The 24,429-nt window shown below is 73.0% G+C and carries 23 protein-coding genes and 1 pseudogene; 8 read left to right on the top strand and 16 right to left on the bottom strand.

The window, feature by feature from the left end; translation table 11 throughout:
• Positions 1-22 precede the first annotated feature (22 nt).
• The 6 genes from CP968_RS30845 to htpX all read right to left on the bottom strand — a co-directional run bounded on the left by CP968_RS30845 (position 23) and on the right by htpX (position 6,465).
• Positions 23-1,393 carry a DUF6002 family protein gene (locus tag CP968_RS30845; protein WP_150521103.1) on the bottom strand — a complete coding sequence of 457 codons (1,371 nt, stop codon included), beginning with the start codon at positions 1,391-1,393 and terminating at the stop codon, positions 23-25.
• Positions 1,390-1,824 (bottom strand): aspartate 1-decarboxylase, encoded by a 435-nt coding sequence (gene panD / locus CP968_RS30840; RefSeq protein WP_150521102.1) that lies wholly within the window; start codon positions 1,822-1,824, stop codon positions 1,390-1,392. The genes CP968_RS30845 and panD overlap by 4 nt, the downstream gene beginning before the upstream one ends.
• A gap of 22 nt (positions 1,825-1,846) precedes the next feature.
• The gene (locus tag CP968_RS30835) at positions 1,847-2,587 is read right to left on the bottom strand and encodes a TauD/TfdA dioxygenase family protein (protein ID WP_150521101.1); all 741 of its coding nucleotides are present in this window, start codon (positions 2,585-2,587) and stop codon (positions 1,847-1,849) included.
• Positions 2,588-3,260: 673 nt separating this feature from the next.
• On the bottom strand, positions 3,261-4,808 hold the full coding sequence (locus tag CP968_RS30830; RefSeq protein ID WP_150521100.1) for an AMP-binding protein: 1,548 nt from the start codon (positions 4,806-4,808) through the stop codon (positions 3,261-3,263).
• A gap of 151 nt (positions 4,809-4,959) precedes the next feature.
• Positions 4,960-5,544 carry a PspA-associated protein PspAB gene (pspAB, locus tag CP968_RS30825; protein ID WP_150521099.1) on the bottom strand — a complete coding sequence of 195 codons (585 nt, stop codon included), beginning with the start codon at positions 5,542-5,544 and terminating at the stop codon, positions 4,960-4,962.
• 9 nt (positions 5,545-5,553) lie between these two features.
• Positions 5,554-6,465: a zinc metalloprotease HtpX gene (htpX, locus tag CP968_RS30820; protein ID WP_150521098.1), complete on the bottom strand. Its 912-nt coding sequence runs from the start codon at positions 6,463-6,465 to the stop codon at positions 5,554-5,556.
• Positions 6,466-6,906: 441 nt separating this feature from the next.
• Between htpX and CP968_RS30815 the strand changes: the two genes are divergently transcribed.
• Complete coding sequence (locus CP968_RS30815; protein WP_150521097.1) at positions 6,907-8,532, top strand: amidohydrolase family protein; 1,626 nt, start codon at positions 6,907-6,909, stop codon at positions 8,530-8,532.
• A 124-nt stretch (positions 8,533-8,656) separates the two neighbouring features.
• Positions 8,657-8,833 carry a CsbD family protein gene (locus CP968_RS30810; RefSeq protein ID WP_150521096.1) on the top strand — a complete coding sequence of 59 codons (177 nt, stop codon included), beginning with the start codon at positions 8,657-8,659 and terminating at the stop codon, positions 8,831-8,833.
• A 130-nt stretch (positions 8,834-8,963) separates the two neighbouring features.
• Here CP968_RS30810 and CP968_RS30805 read toward each other — a convergent pair whose 3' ends face one another.
• Entirely contained in the window at positions 8,964-10,319 is a 1,356-nt protein-coding gene (locus CP968_RS30805) for an alkaline phosphatase (RefSeq protein WP_150522232.1), read from the bottom strand.
• A 205-nt stretch (positions 10,320-10,524) separates the two neighbouring features.
• Positions 10,525-11,418: an NADP-dependent oxidoreductase gene (locus CP968_RS30800; protein ID WP_150521095.1), complete on the bottom strand. Its 894-nt coding sequence runs from the start codon at positions 11,416-11,418 to the stop codon at positions 10,525-10,527.
• Between the two features lie 70 nt (positions 11,419-11,488).
• On the opposite strand from CP968_RS30800, the gene CP968_RS30795 reads away from it, so the two are divergent.
• A complete protein-coding gene (locus CP968_RS30795; protein ID WP_150521094.1) occupies positions 11,489-12,076 on the top strand; it encodes a TetR/AcrR family transcriptional regulator in 588 nt (195 codons plus the stop codon).
• Between the two features lie 72 nt (positions 12,077-12,148).
• Here CP968_RS30795 and CP968_RS30790 read toward each other — a convergent pair whose 3' ends face one another.
• The 4 genes from CP968_RS30790 to CP968_RS30775 form a co-directional block, all read right to left on the bottom strand.
• Positions 12,149-13,045 carry an RNA polymerase sigma-70 factor gene (locus CP968_RS30790; protein WP_150521093.1) on the bottom strand — a complete coding sequence of 299 codons (897 nt, stop codon included), beginning with the start codon at positions 13,043-13,045 and terminating at the stop codon, positions 12,149-12,151.
• A gap of 185 nt (positions 13,046-13,230) precedes the next feature.
• The gene (locus tag CP968_RS30785; RefSeq protein WP_150521092.1) at positions 13,231-14,445 is read right to left on the bottom strand and encodes an NAD(P)/FAD-dependent oxidoreductase; all 1,215 of its coding nucleotides are present in this window, start codon (positions 14,443-14,445) and stop codon (positions 13,231-13,233) included.
• Positions 14,446-14,582: 137 nt separating this feature from the next.
• Entirely contained in the window at positions 14,583-15,299 is a 717-nt protein-coding gene (locus CP968_RS30780; RefSeq protein WP_208835997.1) for a GNAT family N-acetyltransferase, read from the bottom strand.
• Positions 15,300-15,478: 179 nt separating this feature from the next.
• Positions 15,479-16,096: a TOPRIM nucleotidyl transferase/hydrolase domain-containing protein gene (locus tag CP968_RS30775; protein WP_150521090.1), complete on the bottom strand. Its 618-nt coding sequence runs from the start codon at positions 16,094-16,096 to the stop codon at positions 15,479-15,481.
• Between the two features lie 283 nt (positions 16,097-16,379).
• Between CP968_RS30775 and CP968_RS30770 the strand changes: the two genes are divergently transcribed.
• Both CP968_RS30770 and CP968_RS30765 read left to right on the top strand, forming a co-directional pair.
• On the top strand, positions 16,380-18,236 hold the full coding sequence (locus tag CP968_RS30770) for a galactose oxidase early set domain-containing protein (protein ID WP_150521089.1): 1,857 nt from the start codon (positions 16,380-16,382) through the stop codon (positions 18,234-18,236).
• 278 nt (positions 18,237-18,514) lie between these two features.
• Positions 18,515-19,012 (top strand): annotated as a pseudogene (locus tag CP968_RS30765) (EamA family transporter); the annotation flags it as partial.
• On the opposite strand, the gene CP968_RS30760 reads toward CP968_RS30765, so the two are convergent.
• Both CP968_RS30760 and CP968_RS30755 read right to left on the bottom strand, forming a co-directional pair.
• Positions 18,960-19,625 carry a HutD/Ves family protein gene (locus tag CP968_RS30760; protein ID WP_150521088.1) on the bottom strand — a complete coding sequence of 222 codons (666 nt, stop codon included), beginning with the start codon at positions 19,623-19,625 and terminating at the stop codon, positions 18,960-18,962. The pseudogene CP968_RS30765 and the gene CP968_RS30760 overlap by 53 nt on opposite strands.
• Positions 19,622-20,071: a MarR family winged helix-turn-helix transcriptional regulator gene (locus tag CP968_RS30755; protein WP_150521087.1), complete on the bottom strand. Its 450-nt coding sequence runs from the start codon at positions 20,069-20,071 to the stop codon at positions 19,622-19,624. Before CP968_RS30755 ends, CP968_RS30760 begins: the two co-directional genes overlap by 4 nt.
• 137 nt (positions 20,072-20,208) lie before the next feature.
• Here CP968_RS30755 and CP968_RS30750 point away from each other — a divergent pair, with 137 nt between their 5' ends.
• From CP968_RS30750 to CP968_RS30740, 3 genes are all read left to right on the top strand, one after another.
• Complete coding sequence (locus CP968_RS30750) at positions 20,209-21,747, top strand: MFS transporter (RefSeq protein ID WP_229886824.1); 1,539 nt, start codon at positions 20,209-20,211, stop codon at positions 21,745-21,747.
• 91 nt (positions 21,748-21,838) lie between these two features.
• Complete coding sequence (locus CP968_RS30745; RefSeq protein WP_150521086.1) at positions 21,839-22,348, top strand: mycothiol transferase; 510 nt, start codon at positions 21,839-21,841, stop codon at positions 22,346-22,348.
• An 84-nt stretch (positions 22,349-22,432) separates the two neighbouring features.
• Positions 22,433-22,639 carry a cold-shock protein gene (locus CP968_RS30740; protein WP_150521085.1) on the top strand — a complete coding sequence of 69 codons (207 nt, stop codon included), beginning with the start codon at positions 22,433-22,435 and terminating at the stop codon, positions 22,637-22,639.
• A 36-nt stretch (positions 22,640-22,675) separates the two neighbouring features.
• Here CP968_RS30740 and CP968_RS30735 read toward each other — a convergent pair whose 3' ends face one another.
• Both CP968_RS30735 and CP968_RS30730 read right to left on the bottom strand, forming a co-directional pair.
• The gene (locus CP968_RS30735; protein WP_150522231.1) at positions 22,676-23,428 is read right to left on the bottom strand and encodes an amino acid ABC transporter ATP-binding protein; all 753 of its coding nucleotides are present in this window, start codon (positions 23,426-23,428) and stop codon (positions 22,676-22,678) included.
• Positions 23,429-23,448: 20 nt separating this feature from the next.
• A complete protein-coding gene (locus tag CP968_RS30730) occupies positions 23,449-24,417 on the bottom strand; it encodes an ABC transporter substrate-binding protein (protein WP_150521084.1) in 969 nt (322 codons plus the stop codon).
• Positions 24,418-24,429 lie beyond the last annotated feature (12 nt).

Below are 24,429 nucleotides of genomic sequence, written 5' to 3'. Positions count from 1 at the left end.
ATGCCGCTGCTGGCGCGCGGTCTCAGGCCGCGGCCGCGCGGACGACCCGGCGCAGGTCGTCCAGGGAGGAGACGTGCCGCAGGTGGCGCGCGTCGGCGGTGCGGAAGTCTCCGGTGCCGTAGGAGCCGGAGCCGTGGACGAGGACCTCCCGGGTCGCGATCAGGCCGCGGTCGATGCCGTTGAGCACGCCGGTGAGGGCCATCACCAGGGACCATTCCCGCAGCTCGCGGGGGTCGGCCGGCAGGTGTACGCCGTGCGGGGCCAGTACGTGGCGGATGCGCGGATAGCGCTCAAGGCACTCGGCGAGGGAGACGACCACTCCCCCGCCGCCCTGCCGGTCGATGATCTCGTTCATCCGCGGCGAGGTGACCGGTGAGCGCGTGTAGAAGGTGGAGTCGAGCTGCTCGTCGGGGGCGTGGGCGATCCGCGGGAAGTGCGGGTCCCGGTCCTGGTGGAACAGGCCGTCGCGCGACTCCCATGCCGGGCGGTGGTCGAAACGGCCGTGGTGGAGGCTGGCCACCATGTCCGGCGTGCCCAGGTGCTGCACCAGGAAGTACTGGCCGCCCAGCTCGGGCCACTCCTTTCCGGTGTGCCACTGCTGGCCGTGGAAGTGGCCGAGGAGGCCGAAGGCGCTGGAGACGGAGTGCGCGTGCGTGCGTTCTCCCGGCGGGAGGAAGTCGCGTTCGAACAGGGCGCGCACGGCATCGGCCACCTGGTAGTTGCGCAGGTCGAGGGAGTGCCACAGGCGGAAGCCGGTGTCCGCGAACAGGGCGCCGGTCTCCTGGTCGACCACGGCCCGGGCGAGCTGTTTGACCTCGCCCGGCTCGTCGGTGCGCAGGACGGCCAGCGGGTGGGCCGTCCGCGACGCGTCGTCGTCGGCCAGGCCGCAGTGCCAGAGCTTGTCGGTGGAGGCCGACGGGACCACGCAGACGATGCGCAGCTGCTCGGGGGTGGCGAGGCCGGATTCGTGGGCGCGGAGCACCGCGTCGCGCAGTGCGGTGGCCTTGTTGGCGCTGGACGGGGTGATGATCATGACGGGTTCGCCGGTGCGCCTGATGTGCGCCACCGCGCGGGCCACGATCACCAGGGAGGCGAAGGTCTTCGTCGTCCGGGTGCGGGGGTTGTGCATCAGGTGGAGGAGGCCGATGCTCCGGCCGCCGTGCTCGTCCACCGTGTGGGCGCTGATGCCGGAGGGGCCGAAGAACCGTTCGAGATCGGCCCCGGGGGCGGGCAGCTCCCAGGCGGGGGCGAAGCCGGCCGCGTCCGCGGGTGCGGGCGTGTCCGCCGCGGCGGCGAGGACGGCGCGCAACTCCGTGTCGTAGTGGCTCAGCGCCTGCGGGCACGGGAGGTCGGAGACCGGCCGTGAGGACGGCTGGGGCAGGGTGGTGGTCATCGGCGTGCTCCTTGCACCACGTCCCCGCGCACGAGCGTGGCGGCGGCCGCGTAGTCGGGGACCTCGGCCGGGTCGGACCCGATCGAGAGGGGGCGGTTGCGTTCGTCGACGAACACCACGTGCTGGCAGGCCGTACGGGCCTCCTCGTCGGCCACCACCTGGTAGCCGATGATGATGACCAGGTCCCCGGGGGAGATCAGCCGCGCGGCCGCCCCGTTGATGCCGATCACCCCGCTGTCGCGTTCGCCTTCGATGACGTAGGTGGTGAGGCGCCGGCCGTTGTCGATGTCGACGATGTCGACCTGCTCACCGGGCAGGAGGTCGGCGGCGTCCATCAGGGTGCGGTCGATGGTGACCGACCCGACGTAGTGCAGTTCCGCCTGCGTGACCGTGGCTCGATGGATCTTGCTGTGCAGCATGGTGCGTTGCATGCGTGACTCCTCGTGAGGCCGGTCAGCCGGCGATCTGGATGCGGCGCAGGTGCCGGCTGCGGTCGCTGAACGCGTTGCGGGCGTGCAGCAGCCGCCAGTTGTCCCAGACGAGCATGTCCCGTTCGTGGTACTCCACGGCGACGTGGTCGCGGTCGAAAGCGGCGTGCCAGCGGCTCTGGAGCTCGGCCGCGAAGTCGTCGTCGTCGCGGATCAGGTTGTTGCAGCTGAACCGGACGATGTCGCGGCCGTCGCGGTCTTCGAGGATCGGGTGGCGGGTCTTCAGGTCCAGGCCCAGCCGCTGGACGCCCTCCGTCGTCTTCCAGGCGTAGTCGGTCTCCAGCAGCTGCTTGCGCTCGACGTCGGTGAGTGCGCCCACCAGCGGCCGGGTGTCCATCAGGGTCGTCTCGCCGCCGGGTCCGGACGCCGGGGTGATGCACCACAGCGCGATGTAGCGCGGCGGGGTGAACGCGAAGTCGTAGCCCTCGGAATGCGGCGTCAGGGGGCGGGTGTTGCCCGCGTGGTAGACGTCGTCCATGCCCGGCTCCGGCCGGACGTCACCGACGACGGCACCCGTGTAGTTCGGCACGAAGGTGCCGAGCGCCCGGCAGAACCGGACCGGGTCGAATTCCTCGGGAACATTGCACAGAAGTACATAACCGTGTTCGTCCATGAGCTGCTGGAACGTTCTCGACAGGAGTTCTTCCGTCAGCGGGTGACCATTGAAGTCGACCCGGGACAGAATACTGATGGGCGAATGAGCCATTTCCCCTCCACATGAAGAAACTCCCTCGATGGAACGCACCACCGCAAGGGATACGTGAATTTAGGGCGCACTGTTCCTTGATGATTCGCGGTGCTCTCATTCTCGGCCAGCACCACTGTAGGGAGGGGTGGGCTGCCGATGTCAAGCGAAGGGGGCCGACTACTCTGCGCACGCGATCGCAGAAAACGATCAACAAATGGGGCCCGGACGGTCGACCTTTCAGCCACCAAACCAGAAATTACGGCCAACATCCCTTTACGATCACCACGCTGCGTAATGAGCCGTTTATGGGACATCAGGCCGGGCATTCGCGAATGTCGGAAGACGGTCCGCCACGCGGAGAGAAACGCAAAATTCCCGTCCAGACGTGCCGAATGGAAGCCATGCCCGCACCCCGAGCGAAGCCGGCTCGGCCGCACCCGCCGCCGACGGCGCCTCCCACCCGTCGGCCGGTGTCGCGCGGCCCGGCCGGCGGGCGCGGCGGCCGGACAGGGGGCCCGCGACGGTTCGGGCTGCGCGGCACGCCCGGGATCGAGCCCCTCTGGAACCACGCCGTCGACACCACGACCGCGGCCCGGCTCTGGGCGGCCGACTGCGACGTGGCCGGTGCGCGGTACCGGTCAGAATGCCCGACGCGTGTCCGTACGGGTGCCCGCACGGGTGGAGCGGAGCGTCACCGACGGAGTCGGCTCCGCAGCAGCTTCTTGTCGGGCTTGCCCGCGTCGGTCAGCGGCAGGGCGTCGACGAAGTCGATGCCCGCGGGCTCGTACATGGCACCCTTCCTCTCCCGCACCACGGCGCGCAGTTCCTCCTCGCCGACGTCACCGCCCGGTGCGCGGACGACGACCGCGTGGACCCGCTCCACGAGGTTGGCGTCGGGGACGGCGAACACCGCGCTCTGCGCGACCTGCGGATGGGAGTTCAGCACGTCTTCCAGTTCCACCGTGTACACGTGGCCCCCGACCACGACGATCATGTCCTTGAGGCGGTCCACGATGGTCACGTATCCGTCCGCGTCGACGAACCCGATGTCTCCGGTGTGCAGCCAGCCGTCCCGCAGGACCTCCGCGGTGAGCTCGGGCTGCTTCCAGTAGCCCTTCATCACGTGGGGGGACCGTACGCAGATCTCCCCGTGCGCGCCGGGGGCCAGGTGGTGTCCGTCGGGGTCGCGGACGGAGACCTCGACGCCTTCCATGGCCCTGCCTGCGGTCCGCAGCAGCTCCGGGCGACGGGGGTCGTGGTCCTCGGGCGTCAGCACGCTGATCCCGCCCGCTTCGTTCTGGCCGTAGAACTGGTAGAGGACGGGGCCGAAGCGGCGGACCGCCGCCGCGAGGCGGGTCGGGGAGGAGGCGCAGCCGCCGTAGGTGAGCAGGCGCAGGCTGGAGGTGTCGGTGCGGTCGACCGCCGGGTGGTCCATCAACTGGTAGAGGAGCGGCGGCAGCAGGAACATGTGGGTGATGCGCTCGCGCTCGACGGCGGCGAGCACGGCGCCGGGCTCGAATCCGTCCAGCAGGACGACGGTGCCGCCGCCGTGCAGCACGGCGTCCGCCATGAGGCCCGCCGCATGCGCGAGGGTGGTGCACACCAGGGCCCTGGTCCCGCCCTCCTCGTACCGGTCCGCCCGGCTCGACGCCAGCTGCTCGAAGGTCGTGCAGATGGCCTTGGGGTGGCCGGTGGTCCCGCCGGTGTGGCGGATGGTGCAGACGTCCTGCGGGCGCGCCGCACCCGCCATGGCAGCCCGGGACTCCCGGGCGGCGAGCGCCGACAGGTCCGGGCCGGTGTCCGCGCCCGGGCCCGCCGCGTCCGCGGCACCTCCCAGGAAGAGGACCCGGTCCAGCGGTGCGCGCCGGGCGAGGTCGACGGCCCGCTCGCGGTGGGCCGGGTCGACGAGCAGCACGCGGGTCTCGACGTCCCGGAGGATGTCGGCGTGCACGTCGGCCGAAAGTCCGGCGTAGAGGTGGTTCACCGGGCAGCCGAGCAGCCCGGCGGCGTAGCGGGCCGCGATCGTCTCGGGGAGGTTGCCGGAGAGCAGGGTGATCGTCTGACCGCGCTCCACCCCTTGGGAGCGCAGCGCCCGGGCCGTGGCGTAGACGAGGCCGCGCAGGTCGCCGGCGCTCAGCCGCCGGTCCCCGTGCACCAGTGCCTCATGGCCCGGATCCTTGTCCAGGGCGTCGAGGATCCCTTCCACGTGGCTGTGGAAGTGTTCGGTGTTGGCGTGCATTCCGATCCCTATTGGTTGACTTGAGCAACTACTCGGACCTTAGCGCTCGATGATCCACCAAGCCCAACCCGCACACCGACATCCGGCCACCGCACGGAGCAGCCGCGCCGCCGGGTCGACGACCGGACGTCACGGCCCGCCGTCCGACCCGTTACAGCCCCGGCGCCCCCCACACCGGGAACCACCGGGCCAGGTCCTGTTCCATCCGGAGGTCGTCGCCGAGCACCGCCCGGACCTGCAACTCCAGCTGGTTGTCCCGCTTCTCGGCACTGCCCGGCACCGGCGCGAAGGGATAGAACGTTCCGCGCTTGTAGAGGTAGACCAGGGCCAGCGGACGGTCCCGTTCGTCCCGGAAGCCGATCAGGGAGCAGAGCAGCTGCGCCCCGAAGCCCCCTTCCTGCAGCAGGGTGTTGACCGCGTGCAGGTCGTTGACCAGGGTGGCCGTGTCCTCGGTCGGCCGGCGGGCGAGCAGCCAGGTGTAGCCGTACGCGTCCTGGCTGAACTCCACCGGAATGCCGCCCCGGTCGGTGTCGGCGTCGAGCAGTTCGCGTACGTCCTGCCGGATGCGGGCGAAGGCGCCGCCCTCGACGCCCGCGAAACAGACCGAGCCGAGCCCGGTGGGTGCGAAGCCCGCGCCGGCCTGGAGGGTGAGGGCGGCGGAGGGCACGGCGAAGAGCTGGTCGAGGTCGGGGCGGACCGGTTTGGTGCGGCCCAGGATGGTGTCGAGAAGACCCATGGACGATCCTTACGGGCGGGCGAGGTCGGCGGAGATCCTGGCCAGCTGGTCCAGGCGCTGTTCGAGGGTCGGGTGGGAGGAGAGCAGTCGGCCGAGGCTCTCCTTGGAGGAGAACGCGGGAACGAAGTAGAAGGCGTTGTACGGCTCGGCCTTCCGCAGGTCCTCGGTCGGGATGCGGGCCATCTGGCCGCTCACCTTCGTGAGGGCGGAGGCGAGCGCGGAGGGGCGGCCGGTGAGCAGGGCCGCGGTGCGGTCGGCGGAGAGCTCGCGGTAGCGCGAGAGCAGCCGGGTGAGCAGGAAGCTCAGGGCGTACACGACGGCGCTGACCACGGGGATCAGCATGATCGCGATGCCGACCGGGTCATTGCCCCTGCTGTTGCGGGAGAGACCTCCCCACAGAGCGACGCGGGTGATGATGCCGGCGAGCACGCCGAGGAAGGAGGCGATCGTCATGACGGCGACATCACGGTGCGCGACGTGCGACATCTCGTGGGCGAGCACGCCCTCCAGCTCCTCCGGTTCCAGTCTGCGGAGCAGTCCGGTGGTGGCGCAGACCAGGGCGGTCTTCTCGCTCCGGCCGGTGGCGAAGGCGTTCGGGACATCGCTCTGGGCGATCGCCACCCGGGGCTTGGGCATGTCGGCCAGGGCGCAGATCCGGTCGACGGTGCCGTGCAGTTCCGGCGCCTCTTCCGGGGTGACCTCCCGTGCGCCCATGCTGAAGGCCGCGATGCGGTCGCTGAACCAGAACTGGGCGATGAACAGGCCGCCGGTGAAGATCAGAACGATCGGCCAGGCGCCGCGCAGCACTGCGAGCAGCACGCCGACCAGGACCACGTACAGCAGACCGATCAGGAACATGGTGGTCACCATGCGCGTGGTCAGCCCGCGGTCGGGGGCGTAACGGGAACGGGTCCGGCTCATCGATGCCTCCAGTCCTCACCTGTCTCCCATAGTGCTCCTTCACGGTTGAATCCGAATAAATCCATGCGTCGGCGACACCCTCCCGCCGGGCCGGCGGACGACACGGCAGGTGACCACCGCTGACCGCGGGTGACGACGACAGGTGACGACTACCGACGACCGGGGACCGGCGACCGGCCGGTCGGCACCTCGGGGCCGGCGGTCATCGCCGCGGCCGCACGCCTCGCTCCGCAGCGGCATCGACTTTCGGACCGCCTCTTTCCGGCGACAACTCGTCTTGCCCGAAGGCAATGTGTCCCGTCGGCGCACCCGACCGCGCCCCGTCTGGGACCGTGACCGGATGAACCCCACTCGCGTCCCTCCCCCGCCCGCGGGCTTCCGGCCGCCGGTCCGCCCGTGGTGAGCACGGGCCGGTCCGGCGGGAGCCGTGGGAGCAAGGCCGTGCCCCTGCTCGCCGCTCTCGCCGTGAGCGCCTCGCTGACGCTCGGCCCCGCCGCGTCCCCGCCCGCCGCGCGGGACCCCGGTGTGCTGCTCAGGGGCAAGGTGGTGACGATGAACGACGCGGGGGACGTCTGGCCGGACGCCGGCCTGTGGATCAGGTCCGGCCGGATCGAGGCCGTCGTCAGGGCGGGCAGCCCGCTGCCGGCGGGCGCGCGGTCGGCGCGGGTCGTGGAGAGCGGTGGGGTCATCTATCCCGGGCTGATCGATCTGCACAATCATCCCGCGCACGCCGCCTACCCCCTCATGCCGGTGGGCAAGGCGTACGAGGACCGCTACGAGTGGCGGTTCTACGACGACGCGTACGACCGCCGCATCACCTACTCCGAGTTCGTCCTCGCCAGTCCCGACTACTACGACCTCGCCGCGGAGTTGGGCCGGTACGGCGAGTACAAGGCGCTGGCCGGGGGCACCACCTCCCTCCAGGGCGCGGACGACGGCCTGCCGAGCAGTGCGCGCGGTTGCCTGGTCCGCAACGTCGAGACGGCGGACGTCGGCCCGCGCCGTGCCGTGAGCCGGGTGGACCTGGGCCGCGACGCCCGTGAATGGGCGGACCTGGCGCGGGCGCAGAAGGACGGCGTGCTGGTCCTGCACCTGGCCGAGGGCACCGGAGAGCGCATGGCGGACGAGTACCGGGCCGTGGAGCGCAGCGGCCTGGTGGGTCCGCGGCTGGTCGCCGTGCACGGCGTCGGTCTCACCGCGGACCAGCTCGGGGACATGGCGGCGCGGGGCGCGGGGCTGGTCTGGTCACCGCTGTCGAACTTCCTCCTCTACGGAACGACCACCGACGTGGCCGCCGCGAAGGCGGCCGGACTCGACGTCAGCCTGGCCCCGGACTGGGCGCCCTCGGGCAGCAAGTCGGTCCTGGGCGAGCTGAAGGTCGCCGACCTGGTCAACAAGCACCGGCTGAACGGGCTGTTCACCGACCGGGAGCTGGCACAGGCGGTGACGCGGAACCCGGCCCGGGCGCTGGGCTGGGACCGCCGCGCGGGCCGGCTCGCGGCGGGCTACGTGCCCGACCTCGTGGTGCTGGACGACCGGAACGCCGATCCGTACCGCAACCTGATCGAGGCCACCGAGGAGAACGTCCGGCTGGTCTCCGTGGCCGGAGACATGCTCTACGGCGACGAGCCGGTCATGGCGCGGGCCCGCGCCACACCGGACGTCGAACCGGCGGCCCGCTTCCCCGGTGACCGTGTCAAGGTCATGGCGGGCGACTGCCCCGGGACGGACCTGCCGCCGATGCCCCTCACCGAGACCCGGGACCGCCTGCAACGCGCCCTGGCGATGGATCCGCGGTTCCTGCTGGACCGGGTCGGCCCGAAACCGGAGTCCGTGCGGCGCATCCGTGCCGAACTGGCCCGCTGCCCGGGCGGCGAGCCGCCGGGCGAGCTGACGCCGCCGGACATCCAACGCGTCCTGAGCTGCCGCCTCGGCCTGCCCTTCGAGGAGACCCGCCTGAGCGCCCTGACCACCTACGAGGACCCCGAATGGATGAACCGGTTGGTGGCCAACCCCAACCTCCCGGCCTATCTGAAGGCGCTGCCGGACTACTACCGGCGGCAATGAACCGGTGCGCGCCGGGCCCGGCGCGAGCGCGGCAGCTCCCCCGCGCTCCGCTCTCGCCGAGCGGGATGGTCACATCCGTCCTAGTTTGTCCTCGTCACCGATTTTCTCAGGCAAGGAGCAGGACATGGCTGACAAGGGCGGCATGGACAAGGTCAAGGGCAAGGCGAAGGAGGCGGCCGGCAAGGCCACCGGAAACGACCGGATGAAGGCCGAGGGGAAGATGGACCAGGCCAAGGGCAAGGCGAAGGAGTCCGTGGCCGACGCCAAGGACTCCCTGCGCGGCAAGCACGACAAGCACTGATTCCGGCGGGCCGGCGGAAGGGCTCCCTCTCCCGAGGCGAGCCCTTCCGCCGGCCGCGTCTCAGACCGGAGAACACGACGCCACCCCCGGGCCGCAGGCCCGGGGGTGGCGTCGGTTCGCGCGGGGAGGGTCAGCGCAGGCGCAGTGCCTCGCGGATCGTGGTGAACAGGTCGGTCTGGTCGGTGACGCCCAGGACCCGGTAGGCCTGCGGGCCCTGGGCCGCGATGCGGACCTCGGTACCGGTGTGCTCCTGGGACTGGCCGGGCGTGTTGCTGGAGTAGTTGACCTTCAGCTGCTGGCCCTCGTTGGTGACGAGGGTGGAGGTCATGCCGGGCGGGGTGGCTTCCAGCGGGACGATCTGGCTGGTGTGGCCGTGGTCGGCGGTGGTGACGACCAGGGTGTCGGGGTGCTTGGCGGCGTAGTCGCGGGCCACCTTCACCGCACGGTCGAAGGCGGCGGTCTCGCCGATCTGGCCGCACGGGTCGGCCGCGTGGTCGCGCTTGTCGATGGAAGCGCCCTCGATCTGGAGGAAGAAGCCCTTGTCGCTCTTCCTCGGCTTCTTGGCCTCCAGCAGCGCGATCGCCTTGGCGGCCTGCGCGTCCAGGGCCGGGGTGCCGGCGGGGCGGGCCGGGTTGCCGGTGACGCAGCGCTGCGGGGCGGTTCCGCCCACGGCCGCGGCCTGGCCGGTCCACTCGGTCGCCACGTTGCCCGGCGCGAAGAGGCCGAGCACCGGGGCCCCGGCCCGGACGGTGTTCAGCGACTTCTCGTCCGTGACGACCTGGTAGCCGAGCTTCTTGGCCTGCTCGGTCACGGTCAGCCCCGCGTACGGCCCCTGGGTGATCTTCTGGTCGAAGCGCTGCTTGCCGCCGCCCAGGAGCACGTCGACCTTGTGGTTGACGCTCTGCTCGGCGATGGAGCCCGGGCCGCCCTTGGCGATCGTGTCGGTGGGGCAGTTGGCCATGTCGGCGGGCCCCTGGCAGCCGCGGTCGGTCACGTGCGAGGCGAGAACGGCCGGGGTGGCGTCGGTGAGCTCCGCGGTGGTCACGCTGCCCGTCGCGTACCCGTTCTTCTGGGCCAGCTCAAGGATCGTCGGCAGCGCCTTGTCGGTGTCCGGGGTCTTGGAGATCCGCCCGTTGACCGTCTTGCGGCCGGTCGCCCAGCCGGAGCCGCTGGCGGCCGAGTCGGTGACGTAGTCCGGGGTGCCGTCCGCGTGCACCGCGTACGTCGTGTACGCGCCGGTCAGGGGGAACCGGTCCATGTTGAGCCGGCCCGCCGCACCCACCGTGTAGTCGCGGGCGAGGGTGATCTCCGAGTCGCCCATGCCGTCGCCGATCAGCAGGATGACGTTCTTCGCCTTCCCGCCCTGGACCGCGTGCTGGGCCTGCTCCTTGCCCCCGGTGGCACCCGCGGTGAGCGGGACGGCCACGGCGGTGGCGGCCGCCACCACGGCGGACACGGCGATGAGACGGCGGGACGGACGGGGGATGGACATGAACTGTTCCTCGTTTCTGTCGGCAGACGATCAGGCGCCGATGGGCACAGCCGACCATCGCCACGTGAACGGCAGGGGACCTGCGGGCCCTCAACGCGCGACCGGGACATGACACGAACCCGGCGGTTCGGCCTCGCCCGACGACCCGCCCGCGCCCGCACCCCCTCCCCGGGGGCCCGCCCGCCCGGGGAGGAACGGCTCAGACGACGATGACCCGGCGGCCGCGCGCGTGACCGGCCCGGCTGTCGGCGTGGGCCGTCGCGGCCTCGGCGAGCGGGTACGACTTCTCGACCGGAATGTGGAGCTTCCCCCGGGCGATGAGGCCGACGGCCTCGGCGAGCGCGTCCGGGACGCTCCCGGCCGTTCCGGAGAACCGGACGCCGAGCTTCGGCGCATCGAGATCGGCGATGGAGATCACCTTCTGCGGGTCCCCGGTCAGTTCGACGAGCTCGCGGATCACGCCCGAGCCCGCCAGATCGAGGGCCGCGTCGACAGGGCCGAGCCCCCGCACCCGCTCGACCCAGCCCTCGCCGTAGGTCGTGGCCAGGGCGCCCAGGCCCCACAGGTAGTCCTGGTTCGCCGCGCCCGCGACGGCGATCACCGTGACGCCGCGGTCGCGGGCGATCTGCAGCACCGCCGATCCGACTCCCCCCGACGCACCGCTGACCAGCAGCGTCTGTCCGGGCCGCACACCGACCTCGCGGATGACGCGCAGCGCGGTCTCCACCACGGAGGGATACCCGGCGGCCTCTTCGAACGTCAGGCCGTCGGGCATGCGGGCCCACGCCGACAGCACGGCGGATTCGGCGTAGGTGCCGGAGCCTTCGCCGAACACCCGGTCGCCGATCTCCACCCCTTCGACGCCCTCGCCGACCTCGTCCACCACCCCGGCGGCGTCCAGTCCGACTCCGGCGGGCAGTTCGATCGGGTGGGCCGTCAGGACCTGCCCTTCGCGGACCCGCCAGTCGACGGGGTTCACGCCCGCCGCCCGCACGGCGATGCGTATCCGGCCGGGGCCCGCGTGGGGTTCCTCGGCCTCGACGAGGCGCAGGACGTCCGGACCGCCGAACTCGGCGAAGCTGATTCTCTTCATGCGCCGGACCGTAACACTAACCGTTAGCTTTTCGCAGCAGGTTCGCTTTCGCAGCTGCTAGTGTCAGCGCATGACCGTGCCGTCCGGACGCCGTGAGCGCAAGAAGGCCGCGACCCGCCAGAAGATCGCCGACGCCGCCCTGCGGCTCTTCCTGGAGCGCGGGTACGACGCGGTGGGCATCCGCGAGGTGGCCGCCGAGGCCGACGTGGCCGTGACCACGCTCTTCGCCCACTTCGCCTCCAAAGAGGCCCTGGTGTTCGAGCAGGACGAAGACTTCGGGCAACGCCTCACCCGGGCCGTCACCGGCCGTGCCCCGCACGACCCGCTCGTCCCCGCGCTCCATCACGAGATCCTGGCCCTGGTGCAGCACTGCACGGCGGACAGCGCCGCCCCGGTCTGGGGCATGATCGACGAATCGCCCGCCCTGCGGGCGTACGAGGAGTCGATGCTGGTGCGCCACGCGGAGGCGCTCGCAACGGCCATCACCGACGACCCCGCACTGTCACAGACCCCGACCGCGAGCCGGACGATCGCCCGGTTCGTGATCGACGCCTATGCGCTGGCCCGCGAGGCGGCGGATCCGCAGGCCGCGGTGGACGAGATCTTCCGGATGATCGAGGCGGCCTGGGAGGTCGCCCGCCCTTCCCGACCGGCGTGACGGGCCGCGCCCGCCCATGGGCAGCGGCGCCGCCCTCCTCCTGCACGGCCGGCGGACGGCCCGGTACGCGCCTCAGCGCAGGGTCAACGGGGTCTCGGACGTGACGCGGGAGAGCTTCTCCGGGTTGCGGACGTAGTAGAGGCCCACGATGCGGGAGCCCTCGACGCGGACCGCCATGACGCCGTCCAGCTCGCCGGCCAGGTGCACGACGAGCGCCGGGCTGCCGTTGACGGCGGTGAGGCCGACGGTGAGCGGGAGCCGGTTCTTGCCGAGGCCGCCCGCCATGAACCGGGCCACCTTGTCGGCGCCCCTGACGGGCCGGACCGCGGCCTGCCTGATGCCGCCGCCGTCGCTCACCAGGACCACCTCGGGCGCGAGCACGTCCAGGAGGCCCTGGAGGCCGCCGCCGTCGAGCGCCCGCCGGAACGATTCCACCACCGCCCTGCCCTCGCCCGCGGTGACCACCTCGCGCGGTCGGCGGGCGTCGACGTGCCGGCGGGCGCGGTGCGCGATCTGGCGCACGGCCGCGGGCGACTTGTCGATCGCGGCGGCGATCTCCTCGTAGCCGACGTCGAAGACCTCGCGCAGCACGAACACGACGCGTTCGTTCGGTGACAGCGTCTCCAGGACGAGCATGACCGCCATCGAGACGCTCTCGGCGAGCTCGACGTCCCGGGCCACGTCCGGCGCCGTGAGCAGCGGCTCGGGCAGCCACGGTCCGACGTACGCCTCCTTGCGGCGCGCCAGGGTGCGCAGCCGGTTGAGGGCCTGGCGGGTGGTGATCCGGACCAGGTAGGCGCGCGGTTCGCGCACCTGCGCCGGGTCGACCGCGGCCCAGCGCAGCCAGGTCTCCTGTAGGACGTCCTCGGCGTCGGCCGCCGATCCGAGCATCTCGTAGGCGACGGTGAAGAGCAGGTTGCGGTGGGCGACGAACACCTCGGTCGCCGGATCGGCAGCGTGGTCGCTCATCTCCGGGCTCCTCTCGGTCACGGCCGGCCCCGGTGGCCGGTGTTCTTCGGGCAGTGGTTCACGGCACGGTCCGTCGGTCGGCGACCGCGGGCAGTTCGGTCACGGTCCGCCGCCGCGGGGCGGACCGGCGTGGCGGCCGTCCGGTCCGGCCGGACGTCGCCGGACCGGACCGGGCCGCCACCGGCCTACCGGGCCGGGCCGGCGGGCTCCGGCGCCCCGGCGGCCCGGGCCCCCGCCCCGCGCAGCAGCCGCTGCCTCGCGGCGCCTCCCGGGACGCGGTGCAGGCGGTACCCGCCGGGGCTGTGCGCCTCGTCCGCCAAGTGCCGGACGACGCCCGTGCACACGGCCTCCTTCAGCTTCGCGCCCAGGCGGCCGTCAAGGGCGAAGCGCACGGCGACGTCCGACCGGTTGGCGAACTGGAAGATGCCCTCCCCCCGGCCCAGGCTGATGCACTGGGCGCCGAACGGCTGGTTGAGGGGATCGGGCCGGTCGCCCGCGATCCGGCTGAGCACCGTGTCCGCGGCCCGCGCACCCAGGGGCATGGCGGCCTGGCAGCTCATCCGCAGCGGGACGCCCGACGGCGCCGCCGAATCCCCGGCCGCGACGATGCGCGGGTCGTCCACGCTGGTCAAGGTCTCGTCGGTGAGCAGCCGGCCCAGGGAGTCCGTGCTCAGCCCGCTGCGCGCCGCCAGGTCCGGTACGCCGAAGCCGGCGGTCCAGACGGTCACCCGGCTCGGCAGCTCGCGGCCGTCGTCGAGCCGCACCGCGTCACGGGTCACCGCGGCGACCCCGGTGCCGGGGCCGTCGAGCACCGCCACCCCGAGCCGGGCCAGCCGCGCGGCGACCGAGCGGCGGCCGCGCGGGTGCAGGTAGGGGCCGAGCACTCCGCCGCAGACCAGGGTCACCGCACGGCCCGCCTCCGCCAGCTCGGCGGCGGTCTCGATGCCGGTCGGACCGGCACCGACCACCGTCACCGCGGCCGTCGCGGGTGCGTCGGCGAGGGCCCGGCGCAGCCGCTCCGCCCCTTCCAGGTCTGCGATCGGGTGACCGAACTCGGCCGCTCCGGGCACCAGCGGGTCGGCGCTGCCGCTGCCCACCGCGTAGACCAGGTAGTCGTAGCCGACCGACCCGCCCGACGTCAGGGCAACGCGGCGGCCGGCCGCGTCGATCCGGGCCGCCGTGTCCACCACCAGGCGTACGCCGTCGGCCAGGACCTCCCGGTAGTCGACGACCGCGCCGCCCGTCCCGGCGGCCAGCTGGTGCAGGCGGATGCGGTGGACGAAGGCGGGGCGCGGGTTGACGAGCGTCACCGTCACGTCGGCGCGCCGGGTGAGGCGATCGGCCGCCATGACGCCGGCGTAGCCACCGCCGATGACGACCACTTCGGTGTTCTCGCTCATGGTGTCTCCTCCGCTCAGGGGTTCGGACACGAGACACCGGGCGGGCGCCCGCTGTGACAGCCTGTGAGCCGGATCACTGCGCAGGAGTCCCCGGCGTACGCCCCGGCTCGTCCCGTGCGCGGGGCCCCGCGCCTCCGTCATCCCCCGGCCGCGGCCGCCCGCAGCTCGGCGAGCGCGCGGCGCTGGACCGCACGGTCGTCGAAGTTCTCGGGTGCGAGCCAGGCACGCAGGGCCCGCCCGACCGCCGGCCACTCCGTGTCGGTGACGGAGTACCAGGCGGTGTCGCGAGTGCGGCCCTTGTAGACGACCGCCTGCCGGAAGACGCCCTCGAAGGTGAAGCCGAGGCGGACCGCCGTCGTGCGCGACGGCGCGTTGAGGCTGTCGCACTTCCACTCGTGGCGCCGGTAGCCGAGGTCGTCGAAGACGTACCTCATGGCGAGGAACTGCGCCTCGGTGGACAGGGGGCGGCGCTTCATGGCCGGCGAGAACATCACGTTGCCGATCTCGATGACCCCGTGGACGGGGTCCTGTCGCATCAGCGCCAGGGTGCCGACCGCCCTGCCGTCGCGCAGATCGATCACCGCGTAGTGCCGCGGGTCGCTGCCGGCCGCCGCCTCTTCGACGTAGCGTCGGTAGTCCCGTGCCTGCTCGAACGGCCCGACGGCCATGTACGTCCAGTCGCGCCCGTCCGACCCCGTGCGGTAGGCCGCGTGGAGCTCGGCGGCGTGCCGGTCCGCGTCCAGCGGTTCGAGCCGGCAGAAGCGGCCGGCGAGCGTGACGGCGCCGGGCAGGGGGCGCGGGGACCAGTCGGGCACCGGTTCGCCGACGGGCTGGTCGTACTCGTTGAGGCGCAAGGCCGCCCTTCCTTCCCTGGTGCGGTGCACTGCCGTAGCGGGCCCGTCCCCGTGCCCGAGTCGCGATGGTGCGGGAGGGGATGGCGGGTGCGCCGTCATTCTGGCACCAGGTGCGGTGGCCGGTGCAGAGGCGGGTCGGTTCGGCCCGGTGGTGGGCGCCCGTGGACACAGGTCACAGGTCACAGGGTCGCGAAGAGGGCGTCGAGCGGGGCCGGTACCCGTTCGGGGGCGAGGGCCTCCACCAAGAGGCGGCCGTAGCGGATCTTGCGGCCCTTCTTCGTGCCGAGGAAGCGGCGCAACTGCTGGGGGCGGGACCGCCCGTGCTGGGCGGGCTGACGCGCGAAGGTCTGCCAGGCGCGCTGGTCGTCCTCGGAGCGGATGACCTCCTCGACCGCCGCCGTGCCCAGCGCGCGGATCAGCTCCTCTTCCAGGTCCGCCGCACACACGAAGAAGCCCGGGTGCGCTGCCCGGGCCCGTTCCAGGCCGCGCTGGTAGAAGGGCCGTTCGCGTTCGTCGCACAGTCCGGTCAGCCGCAGGCCGAGGCCGGGCGGCCCGAGGAGCCCGGCGTAGCGGCCCACGCTCATCGCCCCGCCCATCGGGACGACGCAGACCCCCTCGGCGGCGAGGTCGCGGCCGCGCCGTGCGGCCAGCGCCTCGACGGCCTCGAAGTCGCTCGGCCCTTCCAGCAGCACCGCCGTGCGCAGCCCCAGCCGCACCGCCAGATCACCCGCCGGCCCCCCGGGCCCACCGGCCGCCCAGCGGCCCACCGCGTCCCGGAACGCCTCCATGTCCGCCATGGATCGATTCTGCACGTGCGCCGGTCGGCGCGGTACGCAATATCCCGGTCGCTCGTGTCGCCGCGGGCTGCCCGTACGCAGCCGTGCCCGGCCCGCCCCCCTCAGGAGAAACGATCAGTCGGGCGGTGGTGCACCGCCGAACGGCCCCGGCTCGCGTCGCACGGGGTGGTTTTGTTCTGGTTCCTTCTAGTATCTGCGCAGTCCATCAGCGTCCGGGGCCCGCTGCCCCGGGTCCGGCGCGCACGGCCGCCGCCGGGCCGGTGCCTTCGCCACGAGGAGTTCCATGTCCGGGAGTTCCCTGCCCCGCGCCCGACGGTCCGCCGCGATGGCGGCATGGTTGGTCGGCTGCGCGCTCACCCTGGCGGCGGTGACACCGGTCCCGGTCCCCGCGCCCGCGCCCGGGCCGGCGTCGGCGCCCGGTCCGGCGTCGGCGTCGGCGTCGGCGTCGGGCGAGGCCGCCGTGCTCGGCCGGGAACACGCCCGGGAGCACGCCCGGCTGCGGGACGCGGCCAAGGGCGCACAGGGCTACCCGCAGTCGAAGCGCACCGCGAGCCTGGCCGCGCACCGGGCGTCGCAGGAGCGGACCAACCGGGCGTTCGCGGACGCGGAGTCGGGCCGGTTCGCCGCGTACTTCCCGTCACCCGACTTCGGGGTGCACGTGGCCCAGCTGCCCACGGGCAAGGTGCTGCTCTTCTCGTTCGAGCGCGTGGAGGCCGACCCCACCAAGGAGACCGGCCCCACCGGCACGGTAGGCCGGACGAACGCCGGGCGCGGATACCTCTGGGACCCGGCGAAGGGGACCGGCGCCGCGGCCTTCACCAAGGTCTCGCCGCCCGTCGTCCTCATGCCCGACGGCCACTACGCCCCGCGTCCGGCCCCGTTCTTCTGCGCCGGGCACGCCTACCTCCCCAACGGCATGGTCGGGGTCTTCGGCGGCAACGTCGGCGGTAAGGGCGGCAGCGGCGCGAAGCTGTCCTTCGTCTTCGACCCGTGGACCGAGACCTGGTTCCGCAACCGGGACATGTCCGTGGGCCGCTGGTACCCCACGGCCGTGACCGGCGCGGACGGCCGGCAGATCATCATGTCGGGCCAGTCCGAGCGCGGTACGGGGACGCCCACCCCGGTGGTGGAGCGCTTCCCCGCTCTGCGGCACCCGGTGCCCTGGCGGCCCTTCGACATCCCGGTGGGCCTGTCCGCCGAACGGCTGCGCACCGACGCCCCGTTCCGCAACGACTATCCGCACCTCTTCTCGCTCCGGGACGGGATGGTCTACGGCCTCGGGCGCGACGCCGACCAGCAGTGGCGGTTCGACCCGGTCCGGGAGGTGCGCACCGACCTCCCCCGGCGGCCCGCCGACTTCCGCGGCTACGGTTCGGCGGTGCCGCTGCCGGCCGGCTTCCGCGGCCCGGACTCCGTGCTGGTCCTGGGGGGCGACCCGCACGACCCGTTCACGTACCGACTGTCCGGCGGCCGTTGGACCACCGAGCGGCCGCGCGCGTTCGGCCGCACCCAGGACGACACGCTGATCCTGCCGGACGCGACCCTGCTGACCGTCAACGGCGCCCTCGACACCCGGGACTACGGCCACGGCCCGTTCAACCCCCGGGCCGATCCCAAGTACCGGCAGGTCGAGCTGCGGGACGCGCGCGGGAACTGGCGGCTCGGTCCGGCCCAGCGGCTGCCGCGCGGCTACCACTCGAACGCCCTGGTGATGCCGGACGGCCGGGTGATGGTCACCGGAGACGAGCTCCAGCAGATCGCCAACGACCCCGACATCGACGACGCCATGGACGGCAGCATCGAGCTGTACGAGCCGGCCTACCTGCACCGGGGGGCCCGGCCGGCCCTCGACCGGGTTCCGGCGGGCGAGCTCGGCCACGACCGGGCCTTCGAGGTCACCAGCTCCACCCCGGGCGACGTGGCGCGGGCCGTCCTGCTGGCCCCGTCGACGGTCACCCACTCGGTGAACACCAGCCAGCGCCACCTGGAGCTCCGGATCACGGGCCTGCGCGGGGGGACGATCGGACTGCGGACCCCGCCGTCGCCGGCCGACGCGCCGCCCGGCTACTACATGCTGTTCCTGCTGGACGGGAAGGGGGTGCCCAGCGTCGCGCGGTGGGTGAAGCTGGGCGTCCGCTGACCGCCCGCGGCCCCGGTCCGCAGGCCCCGACGCCGACCCCGACGCCGACCCCGACGCCGACCCCGACCCCGACCCCGACCCCGGCCCCGGCCCCGGCCCCTCATGCTCCCGGCGGCGGCTCCAGCTTCGCCAGCCAGACCGTGAGGGAGTCCCTCCAGGGCCGCCGCCTGGTCGGCGTCGAGCCCGCCGAGGAGCTCGCGTTCGTTGCGCATGTGGTCGGCGAAGGGCCCGGTCGATCAGCTCGCGCCCGGCCCGCGTGAGCGCCACCACGCGGCAGCGTGCTCGCCTCCGTCGCCGCCATGGCGGTGTCCTCCTTCGGCTACGTGCTCGCCAAGCGGTGGAGCACCGAGGTGGAGGTGGACGTACTCGCCTCGACCTGTTGGCAGTTGCTCGCCGGTGGCCTGGTCCTGCTGCCCGCGGCCGTCGTCGTCGAGGGGGCGCCGCCCGCCCTGGACGGCCCGGCCCTGCTCGGTTTCGGGTACGCCACGGTCATCGCGACGGCCCTGGCCTTCGCGGCCTGGTTCGCGGGACTGCGGCACCTGCCCGCCGGGACGGTCGGCCTGCTGGGACTGCTCAACCCGGTGACGGGAGTGCTGCTGGGCACGGCGGTCGCGGGCGAGACCCTCGCCCCCGCCCAGCTCTGCGGCCTGCTCCTGACGTTGGCGGGCGTCCTCCTCGGCCGGCCCACCGGCCGGACGCCCGGTCGAGCCGTCGAGCGGCGGCTCAGGGCCGCAGCGGCTCGAAGCGGACCACGGCCGCCCGCCCCTCGGTGCGCAGCAGCCGGTCGAACGGGCCCGTCGCCGACGCGGCGTCGTACGGGCCCAGCCGCTCTCCCGGGCCGGAGCCGTCCGGCCGCTCCAGTACGGCGGCCCCCTCCAGGGCCACCACCAGCAGGGTCTCCCCCGGCCCCGCGGTGAGCGCGAGCGGCCGCCCCCGGCCACCGTGGCCGTCGCCGCGGCCTCCTCCGTCGCTCCGTACGACCGCGGTCCGGGCGCGCACGGCGTCCCTGCGGTACATCACGTTGAAGTTCACGACGGGGCCGGACAGCAGCCGGCAGGCGGTGGGCTCGTCCCCCGCGAAGTGCCGCGGCGCGAACCGCTCGGCCACGACGCGGCGCACGCCGCCCACCGTCAGCTCCATGCCCGCGCCCTCGGCGAGCGTGAGGGTGCGGTCGACTCCGGGGAACGCGGAGAACGGCCCGTCGGCGGCGACCTCGGCGATGCTCACCCGCCAGACGAATGCGTCCGGGCCCGCACCTTCGGGACGGGCCGCGACCTCGCGGGTGACTCCGCCGCCGTTCTTCCAGGCCGAGGCCGTACGGTGGGCCGCCCGGAGCACCCGGACCGCGCCCGGGCCCGCGGGCCCGCCCTCGCGACTGCCGGCTGTCATGCCGTGCGGGCGCCCTTCTCCATGGTCGGGCGCAGCCGTTCCAGGAGGGCGTAGAGGGTGGCGCTCTCCGCTCCGTCGAGGGTGTCGAGCGCCCCGTGCGTCGTCTGCATCTCCTCCCGCACGCGCCGGATCACCTCGCGGCCGGCGTCGGTGGCGACGACGTTCTTGACGCGGCGGTCGGCGACCGAGGGCTCCCGGCGCACCAGTTCGCGGGCTTCGAGGCGGTCGACGATCCCGGTCACGTTGGAGGCGTCGCAGACCAGCAGGGTCGCCAGGGCGCGCATCGGGAGGGGGCCGTCGAGCTGCGCCAGGACCTTGGCCTGGGTGGAGGTGAGTCCGTGGTGCGCGGCCGCGGCCGCGAAGTCGCGCCACTGGGCCGTACCGATGGCGGCGAGGAGTTCCAGCAGTTCGAGCTTGGAGGGGGCGTGCGGGAGGGTGTCGCTCATGGCTGGAGGGTACTCAGGATCATTGACATTATCAATTGTTTACTTGACCACCTCAACTATTCGCGTCTACCGTCGGTCGGGTTACTTGATGACATCAAACATCTGCGATCTGAAGCACTGAGAAGGTCCCGCCACCCATGAGCACCCCCTCCCCCGCCGACGCACCGGACGCCGGGCCCCGGAACGAGACGGTCATCGTCTTCGCGCTGAGCCTCGCCGCCATGGTCGTGTCGATGATGCAGACGCTGCCCGTCCCGATCCTGGGCCTCATCCGCACCGACCTCGGCACCTCCACGGCCAACGTGAGCTGGGTGACCACGGCCACCCTGCTGTCGGCGGCCGTCTTCACCCCGCTCCTGGGCCGGTTCGGAGACCAGCACGGCAAGAAGCCCACCCTGGTCGCCGTGCTCGGCGTCATGGTGGCCGGTTCGGTCATCGCCGCCCTGGCCTCCACGCTGCCGCTGCTGATCCTGGGCCGGGTGCTCCAGGGAGCCGCGACCGCGATCTTCCCGCTGGCCCTGTCGGTGCTGCGCGAAGAGGTCCGGCCGCAGAAGCTGCCCGGTGCGATGGCCCTGGTCAGCGGCACGCTCGCGTTCGGCAGCGGCCTCGCGCTCGTCGCCACCGGACTGCTCACCTCGGGTTCGGACGCGGACTACCGCAACGCCTTCTGGATGGCCACCGGCTTCGCGGCCCTGGCCCTGCTCGCCGTCGTCCTCCTGGTCCCCGCCACCCGGCACAAGACCGGCGGGCGCACCGACTTCCTCGGCGCGCTGACCCTCGGCACCGCCCTGCTGCTGCTCCTGCTGCCCATCTCCCAGGGCCACGAGTGGGGCTGGGCCTCCGGCCGCACGCTGGGCAGCTTCGCCGGCGCGGCCGTGATGGCGGCCGTGTGGGTGCTGACCGAGCTCAAGGTCCGCGAACCGCTCGTGGACATGCGGATGTTCGTGCACCGCCCGGTCCTGATGGCCAACCTGGCCGGCGTCCTCGTCGGCTTCGGCATGTTCGCCAACTTCCTGGGCGTCTCCTACCTCGTCCAGATGCCGCAGGCCCTCACCGGCTACGGTTTCGACGCCTCCATCCTGCGCGCCTCCGTGCAGTTCCTGCTGCCGGGCGCCATCGTCTCGCTGCTCGCCTCGCCGCTGGGCGGCCACCTGGTGCGCCACCGCGGTCCGCGCACCGCCCTGGGCCTCGCGGCCGCCCTGGGCGCCGTCGGCTTCGCCTGGCTCGCCCTGGACCACCAGCACACCGCCTCCGTGATCGGCGCCGGGCTCGTCGTCGGCGCGGCCGTCAGCTTCGGCTACGCCGCCATGCCCGCCGTGATCATGGCGAGCGTCCCGCACCACCAGAGCGGCATCGCCAACGGCATCAACTCGATCTCCCGCTCGACGGGCAGCGCGGTGGGCAGCGCGATCGTGACGACCATCCTGGCGTCCCGGACCCTCGCGCACCTTCCGGCGGGCGTCCCGCCGCTGCCCGCGGAGTCCGCCTTCACGCTCACCTTCGGGATCGGCGCGGCCGCCTTCGCCCTGGTGGGTCTGATCAGCTGGATCGGGCTGCGGGGGCGGCACGGCACGGTGGCCGGGGGTACGGCCGGGGCCGGGACGGCCGGTGACGCCCCGGTCCCCGCCCGGACCCGCGACGCGGGGAAGAGCCCGGCGCCCGCCGGGCGCGGCTGACCGCCCGGGCGGACGTCGGGCCGTACGGACCGCCCGCCCACCGCGTGTCGGTCCCGGCGGGGCACCCCGTACGGCTTGCATGGTGGGGCGCATGAAGGCTACGGACGTCATCACCGACGGGTTCGCCCGCATCAGCGAGGTCGTGCACGAGGTCGTCGAGGGGCTCTCGGCGGATCAGCTCGGAGCACGGATCGATCCGGCGGCGAACTCGATCACCTGGCTCGTCTGGCACCTGACCCGCGTCCAGGACGACCACGTCGCGGACGCGGCCGGGCGCGAGCAGGTCTGGGAGGCGCAGGGCTGGGCGGCACGGTTCGCCCTCTCCCTGCCGGCCGGCTCGACCGGCTACGGGCACACCCCGCGGCAGGCCGGCGCGGTCCGGGTCGAATCGGGCGCGCTGCTGCTGGAGTACTACGACGCGGTGCACGAGGAGACCCTGCGGTTCGTGCACGGCCTGGGCGCCGCCGACCTCGACCGGGTGGTCGACGAGGGGTGGAGCCCGCCGGTGACCCTGGGCGTCCGCCTGGTCAGCGTGCTGGGCGACAGCCTCCAGCACGCCGGCCAGGCGGCGTTCGTCCGGGGCGTGCTGGAACGGCGCTGAGGCGCGTCGCCCGTCACCCGGTCGGTATCGGCCGGATGGCGGTACCGGTGGGCGTGGGGCAGGGTCGTGGCACGGAGGTGCACGATGGAACCGCGCGTCAAAGGGTTCGTCCAGTCGTACAACCGCGAGCGGGGCTACGGGTTCATCGTTCCCCTCGGCGGATGCGATCCGGTCTACGTCGAGCGGGACGACATAGAGGGCGACCCCCAGGTCCTCTCCGAGGAACAGCAGGTCACCTTCGCCATCGAGCTCGGTGAGGGCCGGATGGCGGCCCGTCGGGTCAGGCCCTGACCCGACGGGACCGGCCCGGCCGGTGCCGCCCGCCGCTCAGAGCACCTTGGAGAGGAAGGCCCGGGTACGGGCGTGCCGCGGGGCGTCCAGGACGGCGCCGGGCGGGCCCTGTTCCACCACGACCCCGCCGTCCATGAAGACGACCGTGTCGGCGACCTCGCGGGCGAAGCCCGTCTCGTGCGTCACGACGATCATGGTGGTGCCGGCCCGCGCCAGGTCCTTGATGACGTCCAGGACCTCCCCGACCAGCTCGGGATCGAGCGCCGAGGTCGGTTCGTCGAAGAGCAGCACCTTGGGTTCCAGGGCCAGCGCCCGGGCCACGGCCACCCGCTGCTGCTGCCCTCCGGACAGCTGCCTCGGGTAGGCGTCCGCCTTCTCGGACAGTCCGACGCGCTCCAACAGCCGGCGGGCCGTGCGCAGCGCCTCCTCGCGGGGCCGGCCCAGCGCCGAGACCGGGGCCTCGACCAGGTTCTCGACGACGGTGAGGTGCGGGAAGAGGTTGAAGTTCTGGAAGACGAACCCGATGTGGGTGCGCTGCCGCAGGACCTCCTTCTCCTTCAGCTCGTACAGCTTGTCGCCGGAGCGGCGGTAGCCGATGAGCTCGCCGTCGATGCTGACCCAGCCGCGGTCCACCCTCTCCAGGTGGTTGATGGTGCGCAGGAGGGTGGACTTGCCCGAGCCGGAGGGTCCCAGGATCACGGTGACCTCGCCGGTGCGGACCTGGAGGTCGACGCCGCGCAGCACCTCCAGCGGTCCGAAGCTCTTGTGGACGCCCCGGACGTCGACCATGACGCCGCCCGCGGTCCCGCTCACTTGTGCTCGGCCGGGTTGGTCTGCGACGCGTCGATCGCCGAGTCGGCGGTGCCCCACTTCTTGAGGATCCGGGCGTACGTGCCGTTCTTGATCAGCTCGTTGACGGCGGCCTGGAAGGCGGGGGTGAGCGGGGAGCCCTTCTTGAAGGTGAGGCCGACGTCGAGCCGGTGGTACTCGCCGAGGAAGGTGGTCTGGGCCACAGGCTGCGCGGCCTGGTAGCGCAGGCCGTTGATCGTCGACATGACCACGTCGATGCGGCCCTGCTGGAGGGCGGTGACCACGGCGCCGGACTCGGCGAAGACCTTCACCTCGTACGGCTTCTTCCCGGCCGTGGCGCACACGCCCTGCTGCGCGGTGAGGGTCTTCTCGAAGGTGGTGCCGGCGCCGGTGCCGATGGTCAGGCCGCACAGCTGGGTCAGGTCGGAGACCCGGGTGGTCAGCTTGGTGTTGCCGGTCTTGACCGCGAAGCCCTGGCCGTCGTTGATGTAGGTGACGAAGTCGATGGTCTTGAGGCGTTCGGCGGTGACGCCGAAGTTGCCGGTCCCGAGGTCGTACTTGCCGCTGCCGAGGGCGGGCAGGATCGTCTCGAAGGAGGCGTCCTGCCGCTCCAGCTTGAGCCCGAGCACCTTGGCCGCGGCGTCGGCGATGTCGATGTCCTGGCCGGCGGGCGGCTTGTTCTGGCCGTTCGGGTAGTAGGCGGCGGGCGGCTGGCCGACGGAGCTCCCGATCCGCAGCGTGCCGGCCTTGCGCACCTCGGCGGGGAGCAGCGCCGCGGCGGCCTCCACCGTCGTGACGCCGGCGACCGGGTCGTCGGACGGGGCGGACGGGGCCGCGGCCGGGGCCGCCGGGGCGGCGCCGGCCGCGCCGGATCCGGAGCCGCAGCCGGCCAGCGCCAGGAGGGGCAGGAACGCGAGGGCGGCGGCGGTGCGCAGGCGGGTGCGCGTCCCGTTCCCGGGGATGTTCACGGTACGAAGGCC

Source organism: Streptomyces subrutilus, assembly GCF_008704535.1.
Classification (GTDB): Bacteria; Actinomycetota; Actinomycetes; order Streptomycetales; family Streptomycetaceae; genus Streptomyces; species Streptomyces subrutilus.
The sequence above is the reverse complement of the archived record's forward strand: the minus strand, read 5'-3'. Positions and strand labels throughout refer to the sequence as shown.